The organism is Chryseobacterium sp. WLY505 (assembly GCF_030846215.1).
GTDB lineage: Bacteria > Bacteroidota > Bacteroidia > Flavobacteriales > Weeksellaceae > Chryseobacterium.
In genome coordinates this window covers 495,658-516,244 of sequence record NZ_JAVCWI010000001.1, presented here as the reverse complement: position 1 = coordinate 516,244, position 20,587 = coordinate 495,658, and the positions used below count along the sequence as shown (strand labels likewise).

The window sequence follows — 20,587 nt, the reverse complement described above, 5'->3', positions numbered from 1 at the left end:
CTTGGAGCTCTTTACTTCAAACTTTTTTACTATCTTTGCACTCTTAAATATTTAACTGGGACGAGTTCCCGTAAAATTCAAACATTATGTCAGTAAAAATCAGATTACAAAGACACGGTAAAAAAGGAAAACCTTTTTTCCACATCGTGGTTGCAGATTCTAGAGCTAGAAGAGATGGTAGATTCATCGAGAAACTAGGTACTTACAACCCAATTACTAACCCGGCAACTATCGAATTGAACGTTGATTCTGCTGTACAGTGGTTAAACAACGGTGCTCAGCCAACTGATACTGCTAGAGCTATTTTATCTTACAAAGGTGCTCTTTACAAAAAACACTTACAAGGTGGTGTAGCTAAAGGTGCTTTTGACGAAGCTGAAGCTGAAAAAAGATTCAATGCTTGGGTAGAAGCTAAAGATGCTAAAGTACAAGGTAAAGTAGACGGTTTAGCTACCGCTAAAGCTGATGCTAAGAAAGCTGCTTTCGAAGCTGAAGTAAAAGTAAACGAAGCTAGAGTTGCTGCTGCTGCACAAGCTGAAGCTGATGCTAAAGCTGCTGAAGAAGCTGCCAACGCACCTGCTGAAGAAGTTGTTGCTGAAGCTACAGAAGGAGAAGCTCCTGCTGCTGAAACTGAAGAAAACACTGAAGCTTAAGAACAAACCCTGTTATGCGTAAAGAAGATTGCTATTTTTTAGGAAAAATCACACGCAGACACGGACTTGCGGGTAACGTGATCCTTAAATTGGATACCGATCAACCCGAGCTTTACAATAAATTGGAATCAATATTCGTTGAAATCAACGGATTATTGGTTCCATTTTTTATTGAAAAATCATCATGGAGCAAACTTGATGCTCTGAATCTTGCATTCAAAAATTCTTCTGAAGCAATGGTAGATCAGGTGTTGGGTAAAAGTGTTTACCTTCCGCTTGCTTCACTGCCTAAACTTTCAGGAAAACAATTCTATTACCACGAAATCATCGGATTTGAAATTTTTGACCAGAATGATAACAACTGTGGCGTGATCAGATCGGTAAACGATCAGACTGCCCAGGTGTATTTCATTACCAATCTGGATGGAAAAGAAGTGGTTATCCCTATGATCAAAGACTGGATTCTTGCAGTTGACAGAGAAGAAAGAACCATCAAAATGGAACTTCCTGAAGGTCTTATTGATGTATTTCTGGTTCCTTCGAAAAAAGACGAATAGTTTTGCAATAAGCAACTTCGTCACTTACTTTATTATTATCCTTAAACTACTTTATTAACCCATTCTCTTTTCAAAGAATTGAGGGGATTTAGTTCCTAATTAAACATTTTTCTGAATTCTCCCGGAGACTGACTGGTTTTTTGTTTAAAAAGTTTGCTGAAAGACTGTGGATGTTCAAACCCTAATTCATAAGCAATTTCACTTACGGATAAACTTGTGGTGCTTAATCGTTCTTTAGCAGATTCAATTAATTTATTCTGAATATGCTGTTGTGTATTTTGCTGGGTGTGAAGACGTAAAAGTGTTCCCAGATAATTGGGAGAAATATTCATCTGTTCGGCAATACACTTCACTGATGGAATCCCGTTTTCAAGGAGATTTCCGCTTTCGAAATATTGGGAAAGGATGTCTTCGAATTTGTACAATAACTCGTGACTTGATTTTTTTCTGGTGAAAAACTGCCTTTCATAAAAACGGTCGGAGTACACCAGTAATAATTCAATCTGGGCAATAATCAGTTCCTGTGTGAATCTATCGGTATTGGCCTGATATTCCCGTTCAATGTTTTTAAAAATGTCAACAAGGATTTTTTCTTCTTTATCAGAAAGGAAAAGAGCTTCTTTCACCTGATAGCTGAAGAAATCATACGATTTTATTTTTTTGGTTAATGAAGTATTCCACAGAAAATCGGGGTGAATCAGTAATAAAAATCCGGTAGGTTCCACTTCTACATCCGGGTTGATTTCAAGACTTAAATATTGCTGCGGTGAAACAAAACACAGTACTCCAGAATCGAAATCGTATTGCTGCTGTCCATAATTGAACTTTGGGCTTACATTCTTTTTCAGACCAATGGAATAAAAATTCTGAATCCACTTCAGTTCCTCATTGTCCACGATATAACGGACTTTGCTGTAATCGATCACGCTGATCAGCGGATGCTCAGGATTGGGAAGACCACAGAAAGCATGAAAATCTGAAATAGAATTAAAACGAACGGGCTGTTTCATAGAGCGAAGTTAGTTGTTTTTGTAAAAAGTATAACATATTGATTCAAAAAGTCTTCGACTCCGCTAAGACCGGCTTCTCTAAAATTTTACATTGAATTCACGAATATAAATTAAAACATTTGGTATTAGAGATGTCGTCCTGAGCGGAACCGAAGGCTATTAGCAGATTAAATTGCTGTAGAAACAGTAAGGCTTTCCCATTTCTCAGCATCTTTCTTTAAAATATCAATTTTGTTATTCAGAAATTCAATCGTTCCGACACCTAATAATAAATGTACCGGAGGATTTTTTTCTTTACTGATCTGGATCAGCACATCCGCTGCCTTTTCAGGATCGTTAGGTTGGTTTCCATTGATTTCGTTAAGGTGGGCCTGTTCCGAATTTCTTGCTGCTTCATAAGCCTGAATAGGATTGGCAGGTGTTTTCACAGAATCTTTGGTTAAGAAATCGGTACGGAAATATCCGGGATAAACAACCGTAGCATGCACTCCGAAGTCTTTTACTTCTTCAGCCAATGCTTCCGTAAATCCGGCCACAGCAAATTTTGTAGAACAATAGATTCCCCAGCCTGGAAAATTAGCAGAATAGCCGCCAACAGAAGAAATATTGAAGATATTTCCAGATCTTTGCTCACGAAGATAAGGCATCGCGTTTCTGATGACATTTAAGGTTCCGAAAACATTCACTGCATAATTTTCTCTTGCCTCTTCATCGGTAAGTTCTTCCAACGTTCCGATTTGTCCATAACCTGCATTGTTGACCACTACATCAATTTGTCCGAAATGATGAACTGTTTTTTCAATGGCAGATTTGATATCGTTATTATCTGTGATGTTGACGCTGAGCGGAAGAAAGTTTTCTGAAGTTTCTCCGATGGTGGAGATCAGGGATTCAACGGTACGGCTTGTCGCAGCAACCTGAAATCCTTCGGATAGTAATTTTTTTACCAATTCGAATCCTAAGCCTTTTGAAGCTCCTGTCACGAACCATACTTTTTTTGTTTCCATTTTTAAATATTTTTTTGTTTAAATGATGGTACAAAGATGGAAACTTACGAAAAGGGAAATGTATCCAAATCGGGGAATGATGTATCCAAATCGTGAATGGTACTATTTAACCTGTGTCATTCTGAATGAAATGCAATGTAATGAAGAATCTCAAACAATTGATGAACAAATCCCTCTTTAATTTCAAACAAGTCTCAATGATTTTTCAGAAGATTCCTGTATTTCAGCGTTGTAATTCCTATATTTTCTTTAAAACATCTGATAAAATGGCTCTGATCTGAAAAACCACATTCCATGGCAATATCCGTTAAAGAATGGGATGAAGAAAGAAGTTCAAGAGATTTATTGAGTTTTAATTTTCTGAGATATTCACCCAGATTACAATGGAAATATTTGTGCCCCCCCTGCTGAGATGAATAGGATGGATGTTCAGGGTTTTGGAAAGTTCCGTAAGATTAAGGCTTTCCGTAAAGCTTTCATGCAGAATTCATATAATTTTCAGTATGTATTCACATTTTGTTGAATTATTATAGCTTGTTTTAATGAAAATATGGATGAATACATGGAAAAAAGCAAAAGGAGTGGTGTATCTACTGAAGAAAAATAATATTTTTGTAATATAGCTAGGATGAATGATGAAAATAAAATCTTTACTACTGTTTTTGATTATAGGGGTTGTGTTTTATCATGCACAAACCCTTAATACTACAAAAAAATCTCTGGAAGAACAGACTTATGAGGAATTGGAAAAAGAATTCTACAACAGTTCTGCGGGAGAAGGAAACAGTAAAAGTATTGCAGATTATTATCTTAAAAAGGCAAAAGCTGAAAAAAACACCACTCAGATTGCTGAAGGATATGTAATGCTTCATTTTGCAGAAGACTTACCCAACGCATTAAAATACTTAGACAGCTTACAGTACATCACAAAAAATTCCAAAGAAAATACCTATCCGGCGAGAATTTATTTGCTAAGAGGAAATCTATACTCCAAGAATGACAATCTTCAATCTGCATTCAATAATTATATCCTTGGACTGAAATATGCAAAAGAAAAAGGAAATAAGAGGCAGATTGCTATGGCTCATATCAGTATTGCCTACCTGAACAATTATATAGGAAAACATGCAGAGACAGCAAAAGTACTGAGACACTATGCTTATGATACAGATGATATGAATGAGGATGAGAAAAATTCTCTCAAACTGAATCTGGCAGATGCTTATATAGAGATCAATAAAATGGATTCTGCTTATGTATTGATAAAAGACGGGCTGATGGATTCTAAAAAGAATAATGATGTTTACCGCTATCATCAGAATCTTGGACTGCTTGGGTATTATCATCTGCATTCCGGAAATTATCAAAAAGCGATCGACGGCTTATCGGAATGCGAAAAATATTTCTTTACAAATCACAATGGAAGTAAGAGAAACCAGAATTATACACTCTTGTATTTAGGAAAATCCTATGCCGGACTTCAGGAAAAAGACAAAGCTGTAGACTTTTTCAAGAAGATAGATTCTCTGGTTCTGAAAACAGACTATATCTATCCGGAGCTGAGAGATGTATATACCTATCTTATTGATTATTATAAAGAAAACGGGGATAAGGAAAAACAGCTGTATTATGTAGAGCGTTTTTTAAAAGTAGATCAGGTGCTGGACATGCAGTTCAGATATATTTCCAGAGAACTTCCCAGAAGGTATGATACTCCGGAACTTCAGCAGGAAAAAGAAAGCATTACCAATGAGCTTACCAAAAGAAAGAGCCTTTTTTATATAGTATTAAGTCTTTTGTTGATTTCACATTTATTATTTATCAACGTTTATTTTAAATATAAAAAATCTGAAAAGAACTATAAAAAGATCGCCCAGGATCTTATTCAGTCTGTAAATGAAAAAGCGATAGAAAAAAACAGAGATCAGGAAGTTCGAAATGACATTTTATCAGAACCTCTTCAAATGGAAAATACAGAAAATTCCGAAGACAAAACATCCAGAACGATTTCTGAAGATATTGCCCGGAATATTTTACATGAACTTGAAATATTTGAAACCAAAGATCAGTTTTTGAATAAAGGAATTACATTGGGAAGTCTTGCCAAAAAAATAAAAACAAACTCAAAATATCTGTCAGAAATTATCAATACCTACAAAGGGAAAAACTTTGCAACGTATCTTAATGATCTCCGCATTGATTATGCTATCAGCAGATTGGCCAATGACAAAAAATTCAGATCTTATAAAATTCCATTTATCGCTGAAGAATTAGGATATAATAATGAACAGGCCTTCACTTTAGCCTTCAAAAAACGAACCGGAACACCACTTTCTATCTACCTGAAAGAAATTGAAAACATGTCTTTGGATTAGGTTTAATTTATTGGTTATCATATTGTTATTATTTATAGATTCATGATTTTAGGTATATAAATTTATGAATCTATAAACCATTCTCTTGTGTCATTCTTCCGCTTCCTGCATCTTTGCTTCAGGTAAAAACACAACCATTTTATTTTGTATGTGCACAATACAAGATATCATTTCCAAAATGTTGATCATTTAAAAAATCAAGTCAGGAATTGTATCATAAAAACTAATAACCAAGAAAACTAAAACGTAAATCATGTAGTAATTGTTCAGAATTTAGAGAAGTAAAGTGTAGTGATCATTTAAAAATCATTAACAGTAAATCCGGTTAATCCGCCACACAGTTTAAAGGTATAGTATAGTCTAAAAATGGATGTATAACCTGGTAATTTACCACGAACTTATCACATAAAAACTAATAACCATTTCAATAACTAATTCCATGAAAACTCAGAGTAAAATAATATTTTATTCTTTTTAAAAGTGATAGTGTAAGTGAGTTTATTTCCGGGGGTATCCCGGATATTATTGAAGTTCAGGATAATATTGAGTGGAAATGTAACCTGAAAATGCAGAAGAGTTGGCAGAAGAAAAAAGGTAAATTTCCTGAACTGAAAGTTTAAATACCTGTTAAATGATTTTTAAACACAGCGCAATCATTAAGTTGCGCTGTTTTTTTGTAACTTTGCAGACATTAATTTTTATATAAAAAATTTATCATCAACAAATGAAAAAGCAAACGATCAAAGAAATCCTAAAGGATTACAAGAAAGTATTACATCATGACATTACAGTTTACGGATGGGTAAGATCCTTCCGTGCTAATCGCTTTATTGCGCTTAATGATGGTTCTACGATTAATAATTTGCAGATAGTTGTTGATTTCGAAAATTTTGATGAAGCTATTCTTAAGAATATCAGTACAGCTTCTTCCCTGAAAGTAGTAGGAGAAGTGGTAGAAAGCCAGGGAGCAGGACAATCTGTGGAAATTATTGCCAAAAAGATCATCATTTTAGGAGATAACTTTACAGAAGAACTTCAGAGTACAATTCTTCAGCCTAAGAAACACAGTCTTGAGAAACTCCGTGAGCAGGCTCACTTAAGATTCAGAACAAACCTTTTTGGTGCAGTGTTCAGAGTGCGTCACGCAGTAAGTTTTGCCGTTCATTCATTCTTCAACCAGAATCAGTTTTTCTATATCAACACACCGGTCATTACAGGAGCAGATGCGGAAGGTGCAGGTGAAATGTTTGGAGTAACCAACTTTGATCTGAACAATATGCCAAAAACTGAAGAAGGTGAAATTGATTTTGCACAGGATTTCTTCGGTAAGAAAACCAACCTTACCGTTTCAGGACAGTTGGAAGGAGAAACTGCCGCGATGGGATTGGGAAGAATTTATACATTCGGACCTACTTTCCGTGCTGAAAATTCAAACACGACAAGACACCTTGCCGAGTTCTGGATGATTGAGCCTGAAGTGGCATTCAACAATCTTGAAGATAACATCGACCTTGCGGAAGATTTCTTAAAATATGTGATCCAGTACGTATTGGATAACTGCAAAGATGACCTGGAGTTCTTAGACAACCGTTTTGCAGAAGAACAAAAAACAAAACCTGAGAAAGAAAGAGCAAAAGAAGGTCTTATCGAAAAACTTCAGAATGTGGTAGCAAAACGTTTCAAACGTGTAAGCTATACAGAAGCTATCGAAATCTTATTGAACTCTAAAGAAAATAAAAAAGGAAAATTTGCTTACCCGGTTGAAAAATGGGGAACTGACCTTCAGTCTGAGCACGAGAGATACCTTGTTGAAAAACATTTTGAAAGCCCGGTGGTATTATTTGACTATCCGAAAGAAATCAAAGCTTTCTATATGAAACTGAACGATGACAACAAAACCGTAGCAGCTATGGATGTTCTTTTCCCTGGTATCGGTGAGATCATCGGTGGATCAGAGAGAGAAGCAAGATTAGATGTTTTAAAACAGAAAATGGCAGATATGCATGTAGATGAGCACGAACTTTGGTGGTACCTTGATACCAGAAAATTCGGTTCTGTACCGCATGCAGGCTTTGGTTTAGGATTGGAAAGATTAGTTCTTTTCGTAACAGGAATGACGAATATCAGAGATGTAATTCCTTTCCCTAGAACACCGAAAAGCGCTGAATTCTAGAACAATAAAAAAAGCCTTAATCACAAGTTAAGGCTTTTTTTATTATTTAATAGTTTATTATATTAGGATAAGTAATGCAAAAATCATGCTAAATGTGTTTTTTATCAAATAAATTTATTAAATTCGTAGAATATGTTATGTTAAAACGTAAATAGGAATATGCTTAAACAACACTTACAACTCAAATTAGGACAGAAGCTGGCCCCTCAGCAGATCCAGTTGATGAAGCTTATTCAGCTTCATACTCTTGAATTTGAAGAGGAGTTGGAAAGAGAGTTAGAAGAAAACCCAGCTTTGGAAATTGCGAAAGAAGATTCTAAGGAAGATGACTATTCTTCCCTTGAAGACGCTTATCAGGATGAGGGTACAGAAAGCATTGAAACAGATTTCGACGTCAATGAATATATCTATGACGATGAACCAAGCTATAAAACCGCATCCAGCAACTACTCTCCGGATGATGAAGAATTTGATAACGAGAGTCTTTTAACGGAAGGCCAGTCCTTATATGATTATCTTACAGAACAGATCCATCTGGTGAATATCAGTGATGAAGATCTGAAGATTGCAGAATATCTTATCGGGAACTTAGATACAGACGGATATCTGAGAAGGGAAATCAAATCTATTGTTGATGATCTTGCTTTCTCACAAGGAATCTACACCACTAAAGAAAGAGTGGAGGATATCCTTGAAAATTATGTTCAGAAACTGGACCCGCCAGGAGTAGGAGCAAGAGGTCTGCAGGAATGTCTTTTATTACAGATTGAAAAGAAAGTAAGCTCAGATAAAGCGGTTTCTCTGGCTGCCAATATTTTAAGACATCAGTTTGAAGCTTTAACCAATAAGCATTACAACAAAATCATTCAGAAGTATGATATTGAAGAAGATGATCTGAAAGATGCCCTGGATGAAATATCAAAATTATCTCCTAAAGTGGGAGGAAACTTTGATACGCAGACAATTACCATTAATCAGGAGATTATTCCGGACTTTGTTATTCAGGTGAAAGACGGCCAGGTAATTCCTATGCTGAACAGCAAGAATGCGCCTACGCTAAGAGTTTCTGAAGAATATAAAGATATTCTGACAACGTATTCTCATGATAAAAATTCATCAGAACACAAGCAGGCTGCTTTATTTATCAAACAAAAACTGGACGCTGCAAAATGGTATATTGATGCCATTAATCAACGTCAGAATACCTTATTACAGACGATTACAGCCATCGTAAAATTTCAGAAGGATTATTTCATCACCGGTGACGAAAAGTCTCTGAAACCAATGATTCTGAAGGATGTTGCAGATATTACAGGTTTTGATATCTCTACCATTTCAAGGGTGGTAAAAAGTAAATATGCAGATACACCTAATGGAATCGTATATCTTAAAGATCTGTTCTCAGACAGTTTAACAAATGACGATGGAGAAGAAGTTTCTACCAAAGAGATCAAAACCCATCTTCAGGAAGTGATCAGTAAAGAAAATAAGAGAAAACCACTTACAGATGATGCATTAGTAGTCATTCTGAAAGAGCAGGGTTATAATATTGCCAGAAGAACGATTGCAAAATATCGTGAACAGCTCAATATTCCTGTCGCGAGGTTAAGAAAAGAACTTTAACAATATAAAAAAGCATTTCAATTTGAAATGCTTTTTGTTTTATCATAAGTAAAAATGGGATAGCTATTTATCATTTTACTTTTTGTAAGTTATTAGCTCAGTTTTACATTTTCCAGCCCCAGCTCCTTCATAGAAATTTCCCGCATTTCAACCTTTCTTATTTTTCCTGAAATGGTCATTGGAAATTCATCTACAAATTTCCAGTATTTCGGAACTTTATAATGGGCAATTCTTCCTTTACAGTATTCCTGCAGCTCTTCAGCAGTGATGGTAAATCCTTTTCTCACTTTTACCCATGCCATTACTTCTTCCCCGAATTTTTCGCTGGGAACACCAATGATCTGAACATCAAGGATGTTGGTATATGTATATAAAAAATCTTCAATTTCCTTAGGGGAAATATTTTCTCCGCCACGAATGATGAGGTCTTTTATCCTTCCAGAAATGGTAATATAGCCGTCTTTATCCATCACGGCCATATCTCCGGTATGCATCCAGCGGGCATCATCCAGTACTTTCCTGGTATTTTCAGGATCATTCCAGTATTTCAGCATAACGGAATATCCTCTGGTGCAAAGTTCGCCATGCTCCCCACGTTTTAAAATTCTGCCACTTTCATCAATGATTTTTATCTCAAGATGATCCTGAACAGTTCCTACTGTGCTGACCTGCTTTTCCAGCGGTGTTCCTATTAAGGTCTGAGTAGATACAGGTGAAGTTTCTGTCATTCCATAGCAGATACTCATTTCTTTAATATTCATCAGGCTTTCTACTTTCTTCATGATTTCGGGAGGACATACAGAGCCCGCCATAACACCGGTTCTTAAGCTTGAAAAATCATAGGTGTCAAAATCTTTTACGGCCAGTTCAGCAATAAACATAGTAGGTACTCCATATAAAGAAGTACATTTTTCATCTGAAACAGCTTTTAAAGTAATCTCCGGATCAAAACTGTCATTCGGAATTACCATACAGGCTCCGTGAGCTGTGCAGCACATATTTCCGATGACCATCCCAAAGCAGTGGTAAAAGGGTACAGGAATGCAGACGCGGTCTTTCTCAGTATATTTTAATCTGATACCAATAAAATAACCATTATTGAGAATATTATGATGGGAAAGGGTAACTCCTTTCGGAAAGCCGGTGGTTCCGGAAGTATATTGAATATTAACCGGATCGTCAAACTGTACATGCTCTTCAAAACTGTGAAGCACTTCATCTGAAATTTCCTGTCCGTTATTCACAAACTCTTCCCAGTTTTCATCAAAGAATATTTCATGATCAAGGGTTGGACATACTTCTTTTGCATATTCAACCATTTCTTTATAATTACTGGTTTTAAAACTTAAAGAGGAAAAAATAAAGCGAACTTCCGACTGATTGAGTACATAGGTCAGTTCGTGAGTTCTATAGGCCGGATTGATATTCACTAAAATAGTTCCTATCCTTGCAGTGGCATACTGCAAAAGTACCCATTCATAGCGGTTGGAAGACCAGATTCCGATTCTGTCGCCTGCTTTTGCTCCTAAAAATAATAAAGCTTTTGCAACAGCTGTTGTTTGATTGTAAAATTCCTGATAAGTAGCTCTGTAATCCTGATGAACGCAGACTAATGCTTCCTGATGGGGATATTTTTCGACAGTACTTTTAAGATTGGCTCCGATGGTCTGGCCTAATAATGGAACCTCAGAAGTTCCATACACATAAGATAAGGGCATAGTTTAAGATTTGGTGGAATAAAATTAACAATTATATCCCGAATTATGCCTATGTATATTAATTTTCGTGAGAATCTATTTCTTTAAGCTGCTTCAGGTTTTTATCAAGCTTTCTGATAATAGTACCATATACCAGCCTGTAATAAAACCAGATCATAGAGATTGCAAGCAGCGTGCTTACGGTAATTCCAACAATAATAATAGTGAGACTCGAACTGCTGGGCTGTATATTCTGAGAATCTAATATATATAATATAAAAGCGATCAGGACAAAAGTGAAAAGCAAAAGCAATACAATGCTGATCAGAATAAAGGCATTCACCGTTCTTTTGAATTTGATGATCCGTGTGATAAGCCCTTTCAGATTTTCCTCAATCTTTATTTTCCGGTAATTCTGATAAAATTTCAAGACAAAATAAGCTGTAATCAGTAAACTTAAAATTTTGATCGCCAGATAGACATGACCGAAGTTGTTTTCTATTTCAGGAGCTTCCTGTGCCCCTAATCTTGTCAGCATTTTACGAAAACTTTCCGACTCTTCCTCCTGAAAAAAGTAGAACAACCCAAATACAGAAAAGAAAAGGAACTCAATAACGCTGATCCAGAAAATATACTTCACATAGTTACGCGATTTTCTATTCAACATCTGAAGAATCTCCTTGTTGTCATATTTTGGCTGAACAGGCTGTTCCTGCCATGTTTTCTTAAAGCTATCTAAATCAAATTCAGGCATATTTTTCCATCTGTTCTTTAAGGGTTTTCTTTAATCTGTTCATTTTTACACGTGCATTAACTTCAGTGATTCCGAGGTTTTCTGCGATGTCTTTGTAAGGCAGATCGTCAAGATACATCATGACTATGGCTCTTTCTACATTAGGAAGAGTCTTGATTACCGTATACAAAAGTGATACCTGCTGCTGTTTTTCATCGTCATCTTCCACAAAATCCTTGTGGTTGATGTCCAGCTCATTCGTAGGAAGGCTTTTGCTTTTTTTTCTAAAGAGGGTAATGGCTGTATTGAGCGCTACACGGTACATCCATGTGGAAATTTTGGAGTTTCCTTTGAAAGAATCATAACTTCTCCAGAGCTGTAACACGATTTCCTGGAAAAGATCCTCTTCATCTTCCAGAGAATTGGTGTACAAGCGCGATACTTTAATAATCAATCCCTGATTATCTTTGATAAGCTGCGCAAATTCTTTTTCTCTGGAATCCATAGATATATAATGACACGAAGATAATAATAAAGTGGTAATTGGTGAAAATTATAATTAAAAATTACAAAATATTGAATATGTCTTCTGTACATTGTAAGATGAGTAACGGTTAAATGTACTCATTAGCTATTGGGGTGTTTTACCTTTTTACCACAAAATTTGTGTACCTTTGCCACCGCGAGAAAATCGGCTTGTTGATTCTTGTTTCGGCAAGGGTAGGAAAGTCCGGACACCACAGAGCAGCAAAGCGGATAACATCCGTCACCCGTGAGGGTAGGACAAGTGCAACAGAAAGCAGGTACAGTTCGGCTGTAGTGAAACCAGGTAAACTCTTTGCGGTGCAATGATAAGTATATCGGTTCTTTTCAGCAATGAAAATAGGGGCGGCTCGTCCTGAAAGCCGAGGGGTAATCAGCTCAAGTATTGCAGCAATGTAATACGTAGATAAATAACAGGCGCTTCTTTGGAAGTACAAAATCCGGCTTATAGATTTTCTCGTGATTTTTTAATGCTGGAAGTTAAAGGCTGGAAGAGGGAAGTTTTTATATCTCCATCTTCAAACCTCCACCTTCCAACTTTATTTATTCGCTTTCCAGCTGTTTTTTAGATTCCTGTAATTCCTGTCTGTCCTTGTCGGAAAGAGTAGGATATTTGAGATTCATTTTCTCCAGAGTATCAATAATGATCTGAATAGCTGCTACTCTTGCAAACCACTTACTGTCTGCAGGAAGCACATACCATGGTGCGTAATCTTTTGAGGTTTCATTGATAGCAGTTTCATACGCCTCCATATATTGATCGAATAATGCTCTTTCCGGGAGATCTCCCGCAGAGAATTTCCAGTTTTTTTCCTGTTCGTCAATTCTGTCCAGTAGTCTTTTTTTCTGCTCATCCTTAGAGACATGTAAAAAAATCTTCACAACAGTGGTTCCGTTTTGGGAAAGATGTTTTTCGAAATTACGAATACTTTCATACCTGTTTTCCCAGAATTTAGCATCAAAATCTTTAACGGAAGACCATGTTTTTTCGCTTAAATTATATTCAGGATGTACTTTGCAAACCAGAACACTTTCATAATGAGAACGGTTGAAAATTCCGATCATACCTTTCTGTGGTAAGGCAAGATAATGCCTCCATAAAAAATCATGAGAATATTCTTTGGAACTTGGGGTTTTAAAACTGGTTACATTGCAGCCCTGAGGATTCACTCCCCCGAAAACATGTTCTATCATACTGTCTTTTCCTGCCGCATCCATAGCCTGTAATACAACCAGCAAAGACTGGCTTCCGTCCGCGTATAATTTTTCCTGCAACTCACGAAGTTTTTCTTTCTCCTGAATCAGCATTTGCTCTCCTTCTTCTTTCGTGAGCTTGCCTTTATAAGCAGTTGAAGTTTTTTTTATTGAAAATTTTCCACTTACCTTAAAGTTATCTGAGAAATCGGTGTCCATATTTTTTTTATTTAAAGATAAAAGTAAAAAGATAAAAGTGAAGATGTTATTAAAATTCAATAGGGGTGGGCTTTAGCCCAGCCATTTTAAAGATCAATAAATCCGAAGGCTTCAGCTAAAACCTAAATCATATGTATGATCAGCGTCCATACATTTACTGCCACCTATTACCTATCATCTGCCACCTAATCAAACATAAATGTAATAAAAAAACCGCCTCACTGGAGACGGTTCTTTTATTTTTTTGAGTAGAGATTACTTCGCAGCAGCCTTTTTTGCAAGTTTTGCAGCTTTTTTCTCAGCTTTAGCAGCTTCTTTCTGTTCAGCAGGAGTCAATACTTTTGGCTCAGGAGCATTAGCATCTACGTTACCTTTGATGTAGATTACGCTTCTGCTGTTTGCAGGATCGTTAGAGAAAACCTCAATCATTTTGTTGAAAGGTCCAGGGATCGCTGTATTGTATCCAACTTTGATCTTAGCAGACTTTCCAGGCATGATAGGATCTTGGCTGAATTCAGGAGTTGTACATCCGCAAGAAGGTTTTACATTTGAAAGAATCAAAGGCTTATCACCAGAATTCGTTACTGTAAAAAATCTTGTACCATCAGCGCTAGGCTTAATAGTACCATAATCGAAAGTAGTTTTATCAAATGTAATTGTTTGTGCAGATGCCAGAGCAAATGTCCCGAATAGTGCAATTCCTGCAATTAATTTTTTCATATTCTTGAATGTTAATACGTTTGTTAGATAAATTTTGTGAAACAAAGTTAAAAATTATTTTAATTCATGCTTAAAAATTTTTTTCTTTAGACTATTTTTGCAAATTGCAAGCCAAAGAAATAGAATTTATGCAGATTTCAGAAAAGTACAATCCACAGGAAACAGAACAAAAATGGTACAGTTACTGGTTGGAAAACAAATTTTTCCACTCAGAACCTAATGACAAACCGCCATATACGATAGTCATTCCTCCGCCTAACGTGACGGGGATACTACACATGGGGCATATGTTGAACAATACCCTTCAAGATGTTCTGGTCCGTCGTGCAAGAATGCGCGGATTTAATGCTTGTTGGATTCCGGGAACAGATCACGCTTCAATTGCTACTGAAGCTAAAGTTGTTGCTAAACTGAAGTCTGAAGGAGTCAACAAGTCAGATATTACCCGTGAGGAATTTTTAACCCACGCATGGGATTGGACCAATAAATATGGAGGAACTATCCTGGAACAGCTGAAAAAGCTGGGATGTTCATGTGATTGGGACAGAACCCGTTTCACCATGGAAGATAAACTTTCTCAGCAGGTTATCAAAAGTTTTGTAGACCTTTATAATAAAGGACTCATCTACAGAGGCTATAGAATGGTGAACTGGGATCCGGAAGCGAAAACCAATATCTCTGACGAAGAGGTAATCTTTAAAGAGCAAAACGGAAAATTATATTTCCTTAAATATAAGATTGAAGGTTCAGAAGAGTTCCTTTCAGTAGCTACTACGCGTCCCGAAACTATTTTTGGGGATACAGCGGTATGTATCAATCCGAATGACGAAAGATATGCGCACCTGAAAGGTAAAAATGTAATTGTACCGATCGTTGACAGAGTAATCCCGATCATTGAAGATGAGTATGTGGATATTGAATTCGGAACCGGAGCTTTGAAAATTACTCCTGCTCACGATATCAATGACTACGAAATCGGACAAAAACATCAGTTAAAGATGATTGATGCTTTGGATGATGACGGAAATCTTAATGAGCATGGTTTACATTACGCAGGGAAAAACAGATTTGACGTAAGAAAGCAGATTGCTAAAGAACTTGAAGAAAAAGATCTTTTGTTGAAAGCAGAAGATTACGTAAATAAAGTAGGAACTTCCGAGAGAACAGGCGCTGTTATTGAACCTAAAGTTTCAGTACAATGGTTCCTTAAAATGTCTGAAATTGCTAAGCCAGCTTTGGATGTAGTAATGGATGATGAGGTTAAGTTTTATCCTGAAAAATTTAAAAATACCTACAAGCACTGGATGGAGAACATCCGCGACTGGAATATTTCCCGTCAGCTTTGGTGGGGACAGCAGATTCCAGCGTATTACTATGGAGATGGAGAAAATGATTTTGTAGTAGCTGAAACTAAAGATGAAGCTTTAGAATTGGCAAAACAAAAAACAGGAAATTCAGATCTGACTGTAGAAAACCTTAGACAAGACGACGATGCATTGGATACATGGTTCTCATCATGGTTATGGCCAATGTCTGTATTTGACGGATTAATTGATCCTGAAAATAAAGATATCAACTATTACTATCCAACTTCTGATCTGGTTACAGGTCCGGATATTATTTTCTTCTGGGTTGCCAGAATGATTATGGCTGGATTGGAGTACAGAAAAGAAGTTCCGTTTAAGAATGTTTATTTTACAGGAATTGTAAGAGATAAGCAGAGAAGAAAGATGTCAAAATCTCTTGGAAACTCTCCAGACCCTCTTGAATTAATGGATAAATATGGAGCAGATGGAGTACGTGTAGGAATTCTATTGAGTTCTGCTGCAGGTAATGACCTTCTTTTTGATGAAGATTTAATGCTTCAGGGAAGAAACTTCATGACGAAGATCTGGAATGCATTCCGTCTGATCAATATGTGGAATCATGAAGATAAGCCAGCTATTGCAACCGATAACCAGGCAATTGAATGGTTTGAAAACAAGCTTAATAAAACAATTGCTGAAATTAATGATCAATTCGAGAAATTCAGAATTTCTGACGCATTGCATTTGATCTATAAATTAATTTGGGATGATTTTTGTGGTTGGTATCTTGAAGCGATTAAACCTAACTATGGAGAAGGAATTTCTAAAGAAGTTTATAATAAAACGATCTACTTCTTTGAGGAGCTGATGAAGTTACTTCATCCGTTCATGCCTTTCCTGACAGAAGAACTATGGCAGACGATCTCAGAAAGAAGTATTGATGAGGCTTTAGTAATCGCTCAGCAAAAAGAAGCAGGAGCATTTGACGAGGCAATTATTAAAAACTTTGAAACGGCAGCAGAGCTGATTTCAGGAGTTAGAAATTACCGTCAGACCAAAGGAATTTCACCAAGAGAAGCCGCTGAGGTATATACCAATGCTGCTGAATTTGCCAATGAAGCTGTAGTAAGAAAACTGGCTAATATTTCTGAAATTCATTTTGGACAGAAAACAGATAAACCAAGCTTTACCTTCCTGGTAGGAGCTACTGAAGTTTCTATCCCTCTAAGTGAAAACTTAGATTTAGGAGAAGAAAAAGCTAAAACTGAAGAAGAAGTAAAATATTTAAAAGGATTCTTAGTTTCAGTAGAAAAGAAGCTTTCCAATGAGAAGTTTGTTGCCAATGCTAAGCCGGAAGTTGTAGAAGGTGAACGTAAGAAGCAAAAAGACGCTCAGGATAAGATTGCAATCCTTGAAGAGAAACTGAAAAGTTTATAAAATATAGACAATAAATTTTGTCAAAATCTCAGGCTGGATACACATGAACAATTGTATCCAGCCTGATGGTTTAAAGAATAAATACAATGACACATATAGAAAACATACAAAAACTATTCTCGAAAGACTTTGTAGAAAGTCCGTTGCTTGAAAGTTTTGAAGTAGGAAAGATCTATCTTTCAAGCGGGAAACTGGTTGCCTGTGATCCTTTGATTACGAATGATATGCTTCCTTTTACTACAGAATTTCCGAAAGGAGATTTCTCAGTAATGCTTCACAAAGAAAGAGATAGTAACTGTGTAGCCTATGCTGAAATTATATTCAACCATTCTGAAATTAAAGAATGGAAAATGGCTACCACAGCGGGACAGAACATAAAAGACCTTGAAGAAGGAGAGGTTTTTGGCTATCCTGTGGAAAGTGGGATGGGATGTCTGATGGATGTTGATACCCAAAACAGCCTTAATGAGCTGGAACAAAGATTATACGAAAATAAAGGAGGTGATTTTATGGGAATCTATGAAGAATTTTTCCATGATTATTTCTTCGATGAAAACGGAGCAATAGACCAATACGCCTTTCTTAAACCGGCAAAAGAACATCCCGGAACTATATTTGCTTTTGAAACCGGATATGGAGAAGGATTTTATGCCAGCTATATCGCTTATGATAAAGATCAACAACCCGTGAAAATAATTACTGAATTTATTGAGATAAGTTAATTTTAAATTAGTTATTTTTGAGACACAATTTTGTCAGTTATAAATTTTAAAGCTAATACAAAACACAATGAATTTCTCATCAGAACAACCTCGTATTATTGTTGTGGGCAGCTCATCGATAGATTTGGTTCTTGAAACCGAAAAACTTCCTTTGCCTAATGAAACCGTCTTAGCTATCAAATCAGATAGTTACTTTGGAGGTAAAGGGGCTAATCAGTCAGTAGGTACGGCCAGGTTGGGAGCAAGTGTATACTTTATCGGATGCGTTGGGATGGATCCTCTTGGGCAACAGATCATGAGGAATCTGGTAAGCGAAAATGTAAATGTAGGATTTGTTCATGAAACAGATAAAGAAGCTACAGGAACTGCTTATGTAACAACTTCTCATGGAAATGCTGCGATTGTGGTAGTACCCGCTGCCAATAAATATCTTAGCAAATCGCATATAGACGAAGCAGAGAAATATTTCAATACCACCGATCTTGTGCTGGTACAGCTTGAAGTTTCTATGGATGTTGTGGAACATACCGTTAGGAAAGCTAAGAAATACGGAAAGAAAGTAGGATTATACGCGTCTCCTGCAATGAGAGTCAACGAAGAGATTTTGGAAATGGTTGATTTTATTGTGGCTAAAAGTAATGAACTGTACGTTATTTTTGGAGAAGAGAAAAGGGAAGAAGTTCTTAAAAAATATTTCAATAAAGTATTTGTACGAGATGATACCAATTCTACCATTTATTTTGATGGAACAGAAATGAAATATTACCGAAACGATAAGGACGAAAAAGTATATAAAATGGGGATGGGTGATGCCTTTACATCAGGGTTTGCCATTGCATTATGCCATGGGAATTCTATTGAAGAATGTGTGAAATTCGGAAATGAAGTTTCATCAAGAGTTTCCGGAGGTAAAGGATCTCAGACAGGACTGCCGAGAATTTCGGATTTCTTTTCTTAAAGCTATTTGCAACATATCAAAAGTTTAAAACTTAACATAAACATATAAGTAAAATGTCCACTTTTATAGTGGATTTTTTCTTTTTTATAGTATGGAAAAACTAATATTCACCACCGAAGACCATATCACTCTCGTTGCCCATTTATTTACGCCGGAAAGAGATAATGGAAAACTATTACTGATCAATTCAGCAACAGGGGTAAAGCAGCAGGTATACTTTTCTTTTGCCAGCTACTTTTGTGAACAGGGATTTACAGTTATTACCTATGATTACAGAGGAATAGGACTCTCCAAACCGAAAAATATGAGAGGATTTCAGGGCTCTATGAGGCTTTGGGGTTCGAAAGATTATAAAGCGATAACTCAATATATCAAATCAGAATTTAAAGACCATAAAAAGTACTGTTTGGGGCATTCTGTAGGTGCACTCATTCTCGGAATGAATGAAGATTCCAATATCTTTGAAGAATTTGTTTTTGTAGGAACACAAAATGCCTTTGTAGGAAACCTTAAAGGAAGAACAAAAGTTGAAGCGTATTTAGGCTTTGGAATCGCTCAGCCATTAACAACCTCATTGCTAGGATATTTCCCTGCCCATTGGTTTGGATTGGGAGAAAGTCTTCCAAAAAATTGCGCATATGACTGGAGAACCTTAATTTTAAACAAGAAATCAACCAACAGGCTGTTGGAAAAAATTGACGACTTTTCTAAAAATTTGACACAGAAAGTATTTGTAATCCGGGCTGAAGATGATATATGGCTTACAGAAAAAGGAGTATTGAGCTTATTAAATAATACCTATTCAAATCTTAAACCGACTTACAGGTTGGTCGCTGCTTCAGAATCAGATAAAAATGAAATCGGGCATATCAATTTTTTTAGAAGTTACAACAGCAAACTATGGGATATTATTTTAAATGAACTGATAGATAAATGAAAAGTACGATTGACAACACAGTAGCATTTGTAAAAGAAAAATTAGAAGGAGCAGAAGCCGGGCATGACTGGTTCCATATTGAAAGAGTCTGGAAACTGGCCGCTCAGATAGCCGAAACAGAAGATTGTGACAAAGAGGTAGTAGAATTGTCTGCACTTCTTCATGACATTGCAGATCCTAAATTTCATAACGGAGATGAAACCATTGCTCCTAAAATATCCAGAACATTTCTTGAAGAACAGAATGTTTCCGAAGAAATCATTCAGAAGGTTTTATTTGTAATCGAAAATATTTCGTTCAAAAACAGAGATCAGGCACCGCAGAATCCACCTATTGAACTTCAGATTGTTCAGGATGCGGACCGTATTGATGCCATAGGAGCTATAGGAATTGCCAGAACATTCAATTTTGGAGGTTTTAAAAATAATCTGATGCATCATCCGGATATACAACCCAAACTGGGAATGTCAAAAGAAGAGTATAAAAAATCTAATGGGACAACGATCAATCATTTCTATGAAAAGTTACTGCTTCTGAAAGATATGATGAATACTGAAAAAGGAAAAAAAATGGCCGAAGAAAGACATAATTATATGCTGAATTTCCTCGACCAGTTTTATAAAGAATGGAATGTAGATTAGAGCCAACAATTGGAATGAATTAAATCTGATACTGCTTGTCAAAAATTAACTATCCTAACGAATATTGTATATAACATTATT

Annotated in this window: 18 protein-coding genes and 1 other RNA gene; 11 read left to right on the top strand and 8 right to left on the bottom strand. The window is 36.3% G+C overall.

The window, feature by feature from the left end; all coding sequences use genetic code 11:
- Positions 1-86: 86 nt before the first annotated feature.
- Positions 87-653: a 30S ribosomal protein S16 gene (locus RAH34_RS02320; RefSeq protein WP_114820369.1), complete on the top strand. Its 567-nt coding sequence runs from the start codon at positions 87-89 to the stop codon at positions 651-653.
- Positions 654-667: 14 nt separating this feature from the next.
- Positions 668-1,210: a ribosome maturation factor RimM gene (rimM, locus tag RAH34_RS02315; protein ID WP_062673923.1), complete on the top strand. Its 543-nt coding sequence runs from the start codon at positions 668-670 to the stop codon at positions 1,208-1,210.
- 95 nt (positions 1,211-1,305) lie between these two features.
- Here rimM and RAH34_RS02310 read toward each other — a convergent pair whose 3' ends face one another.
- The 3 genes from RAH34_RS02310 to RAH34_RS02300 form a co-directional block, all read right to left on the bottom strand.
- On the bottom strand, positions 1,306-2,220 hold the full coding sequence (locus RAH34_RS02310; RefSeq protein WP_306595013.1) for an AraC family transcriptional regulator: 915 nt from the start codon (positions 2,218-2,220) through the stop codon (positions 1,306-1,308).
- Between the two features lie 167 nt (positions 2,221-2,387).
- Positions 2,388-3,227: an SDR family NAD(P)-dependent oxidoreductase gene (locus RAH34_RS02305; protein WP_306595012.1), complete on the bottom strand. Its 840-nt coding sequence runs from the start codon at positions 3,225-3,227 to the stop codon at positions 2,388-2,390.
- 194 nt (positions 3,228-3,421) lie between these two features.
- Positions 3,422-3,604 carry a helix-turn-helix domain-containing protein gene (locus tag RAH34_RS02300; protein WP_306595414.1) on the bottom strand — a complete coding sequence of 61 codons (183 nt, stop codon included), beginning with the start codon at positions 3,602-3,604 and terminating at the stop codon, positions 3,422-3,424.
- 255 nt (positions 3,605-3,859) lie between these two features.
- On the opposite strand from RAH34_RS02300, the gene RAH34_RS02295 reads away from it, so the two are divergent.
- From RAH34_RS02295 to rpoN, 3 genes are all read left to right on the top strand, one after another.
- Positions 3,860-5,602, top strand: a complete 1,743-nt coding sequence (locus RAH34_RS02295) for a helix-turn-helix domain-containing protein (protein WP_306595011.1) — start codon at positions 3,860-3,862, stop codon at positions 5,600-5,602.
- A gap of 724 nt (positions 5,603-6,326) precedes the next feature.
- Complete coding sequence (gene asnS / locus RAH34_RS02290; protein ID WP_114820360.1) at positions 6,327-7,775, top strand: asparagine--tRNA ligase; 1,449 nt, start codon at positions 6,327-6,329, stop codon at positions 7,773-7,775.
- Between the two features lie 159 nt (positions 7,776-7,934).
- Positions 7,935-9,398, top strand: a complete 1,464-nt coding sequence (gene rpoN / locus RAH34_RS02285) for an RNA polymerase factor sigma-54 (protein ID WP_114820359.1) — start codon at positions 7,935-7,937, stop codon at positions 9,396-9,398.
- A 92-nt stretch (positions 9,399-9,490) separates the two neighbouring features.
- Here the strand turns inward: rpoN and RAH34_RS02280 are convergent, their stop codons facing one another.
- Genes RAH34_RS02280 through RAH34_RS02270 form a run of 3 tightly spaced genes read right to left on the bottom strand, consistent with a single transcriptional unit; the run spans position 9,491 to position 12,333 of the window.
- Positions 9,491-11,116 carry an AMP-binding protein gene (locus RAH34_RS02280; protein ID WP_114820358.1) on the bottom strand — a complete coding sequence of 542 codons (1,626 nt, stop codon included), beginning with the start codon at positions 11,114-11,116 and terminating at the stop codon, positions 9,491-9,493.
- 58 nt (positions 11,117-11,174) lie between these two features.
- A complete protein-coding gene (locus RAH34_RS02275) occupies positions 11,175-11,849 on the bottom strand; it encodes a beta-carotene 15,15'-monooxygenase (protein WP_114820357.1) in 675 nt (224 codons plus the stop codon).
- Positions 11,842-12,333 carry an RNA polymerase sigma factor gene (locus tag RAH34_RS02270; protein WP_062673949.1) on the bottom strand — a complete coding sequence of 164 codons (492 nt, stop codon included), beginning with the start codon at positions 12,331-12,333 and terminating at the stop codon, positions 11,842-11,844. The genes RAH34_RS02275 and RAH34_RS02270 overlap by 8 nt, the downstream gene beginning before the upstream one ends.
- A gap of 178 nt (positions 12,334-12,511) precedes the next feature.
- Between RAH34_RS02270 and rnpB the strand changes: the two genes are divergently transcribed.
- An RNA gene (rnpB, locus tag RAH34_RS02265) (RNase P RNA component class A) lies at positions 12,512-12,835 on the top strand.
- Between the two features lie 79 nt (positions 12,836-12,914).
- On the opposite strand, the gene RAH34_RS02260 is transcribed toward rnpB, so the two are convergent.
- The gene (locus RAH34_RS02260) at positions 12,915-13,784 is read right to left on the bottom strand and encodes a polyphosphate kinase 2 family protein (RefSeq protein WP_114820355.1); all 870 of its coding nucleotides are present in this window, start codon (positions 13,782-13,784) and stop codon (positions 12,915-12,917) included.
- A 255-nt stretch (positions 13,785-14,039) separates the two neighbouring features.
- The gene (locus RAH34_RS02255) at positions 14,040-14,504 is read right to left on the bottom strand and encodes a DUF1573 domain-containing protein (protein ID WP_034699021.1); all 465 of its coding nucleotides are present in this window, start codon (positions 14,502-14,504) and stop codon (positions 14,040-14,042) included.
- 128 nt (positions 14,505-14,632) lie between these two features.
- Between RAH34_RS02255 and RAH34_RS02250 the strand changes: the two genes are divergently transcribed.
- The 5 genes from RAH34_RS02250 to RAH34_RS02230 all read left to right on the top strand — a co-directional run bounded on the left by RAH34_RS02250 (position 14,633) and on the right by RAH34_RS02230 (position 20,506).
- Complete coding sequence (locus RAH34_RS02250) at positions 14,633-17,248, top strand: valine--tRNA ligase (protein WP_306595010.1); 2,616 nt, start codon at positions 14,633-14,635, stop codon at positions 17,246-17,248.
- Positions 17,249-17,334: 86 nt separating this feature from the next.
- The gene (locus tag RAH34_RS02245) at positions 17,335-17,970 is read left to right on the top strand and encodes a DUF4241 domain-containing protein (RefSeq protein WP_114820353.1); all 636 of its coding nucleotides are present in this window, start codon (positions 17,335-17,337) and stop codon (positions 17,968-17,970) included.
- A gap of 67 nt (positions 17,971-18,037) precedes the next feature.
- On the top strand, positions 18,038-18,928 hold the full coding sequence (locus tag RAH34_RS02240) for a ribokinase (RefSeq protein ID WP_114820352.1): 891 nt from the start codon (positions 18,038-18,040) through the stop codon (positions 18,926-18,928).
- Positions 18,929-19,019: 91 nt separating this feature from the next.
- On the top strand, positions 19,020-19,865 hold the full coding sequence (locus tag RAH34_RS02235) for an alpha/beta fold hydrolase (RefSeq protein WP_114820351.1): 846 nt from the start codon (positions 19,020-19,022) through the stop codon (positions 19,863-19,865).
- Positions 19,862-20,506, top strand: coding sequence for an HD domain-containing protein (locus RAH34_RS02230; protein ID WP_114820350.1), 645 nt, complete (start codon positions 19,862-19,864; stop codon positions 20,504-20,506). Before RAH34_RS02235 ends, RAH34_RS02230 begins: the two co-directional genes overlap by 4 nt.
- Positions 20,507-20,587: the final 81 nt, after the last annotated feature.